The 1,355-nt window shown below is 75.1% G+C and carries 1 pseudogene; it reads right to left on the bottom strand.

The features are described 5' to 3' along the window. Window positions 1-96: 96 nt before the first annotated feature. A pseudogene (locus AB0I76_RS29990) lies at window positions 97-1,355 on the bottom strand (FtsK/SpoIIIE domain-containing protein); the annotation flags it as partial.

Genomic DNA, 1,355 nt, shown 5'->3' with positions numbered 1-1,355 from the left:
AAGATCCTGGTCAACGCGACCGGCAACGGCGACGGTGGTCAGGGTGGCGGCGGTTCGCTGCCCATCACCGGCGCCAACAGCGCCCTGGTCGCCGGGGTGGTGGCGGGGCAGCGACTGCGCGGCGTCGTTGCGCTCGGCGAGGATGCGCAGTGCCTTGGGCAGCGCGATCCGCAGCGTGAACTGGGCGACCAGGGCCGGCCGCCCCCACAGCGCCTCGATGCCGCGGACGTCCTGGGAGGCGAGGACCAGGTGGATGCCCTGCGACCGGCCGCGCCGGGCCAGGTCCTCCAACAGGTCGGCCGCCTCCCGGGCCACCGCGTCCCGGCCGGCGAGCAGCATCTGGAACTCGTCGACCACGGCGACGATCCGGGGCCAGTGCCCGGTCGGGTCGACCGCGCGCAGCTCGGCGAGCTTGGTGACCTCGTGCTTCTTGGCGGCGTCGGCCCGCCGGCGCAGCTCCTCGGCGAGGAACCGCAGCAGCGCGAGGCCGAACTCCCGGTCGGTGTTGACGTTGATGCCGACCAGCCGCATGTGCGGCAGCCAGCTCGGATCGCGGCGGCCCTGCGCGAACCGGGCGAACGACACGCCCTCCTTGAAGTCCAGCAGGTAGAACTCCAGCTCGGCGGGGGAGTAGCGGGAGGCGAGCGCCCCGATCCACGCGAAGATCAGATTGGTCTTGCCGGTGCCGGAGGGGCCACCGATCAGGGCGTGCGGCGGGTAGTCGCCGAGGGTGAGCAGCACGGGCCGGCCCTGCGGGCTCTCGCCGATCGGGGCGGTCAGCCCGTGCGCCGAGTCCTCCCGCCACATCTCGTCGGCCGGCGGGAGCAGGTCGGTGAACGGGGTGGGCGCCGGCCCGGCGTTGACCCGCGCCGCCACCTCCCGGCAGGTCTCGGTGACCAGTGTCGCCGGGGGCGGCGGGTCCAGGCGTACCGGCAGGTCGACGACGCGGGCGCCACCGGACTCCACCCGCACCCGGGTCACCGTCGGGTCGTCCGGCAGGGACATGCCGCGCACCACCAGGTGGACCCCGCACGCCGCCCCGGTGCGGACCACCCGGTCGAGCTGGCCGCGTTCGTGCCGGGACAGTTCGTCGCCGCCGAGCAGCACCGCCACCCGCCACGGCTCCGGCCGGCGGCCGGTCGCCGAGGCCAACTCCCGCAGCGAGCCGTACTCACCGGCCAGCACCGTCTCGTTGATCCGGCGAATCTGCTCGACCAGGTCGTCGAGAAGCCGGCCCAGGCCGCCCGGCCCGACGAAGGTGAGCAGCCCGGCGGTGCCGAGCGGCGCGAACCCGGCGAGCCCGCCGCCCAGATGCTCCGGGTCGTACCCCACCAGGCGCACGCGGCCGGGCTCGG

The organism is Micromonospora sp. NPDC049799, from assembly GCF_040656655.1.
In the GTDB taxonomy this organism is placed as follows: Bacteria; Actinomycetota; Actinomycetes; order Mycobacteriales; family Micromonosporaceae; genus Micromonospora.
This window is presented reverse-complemented; position numbering and strand designations above follow the sequence as displayed.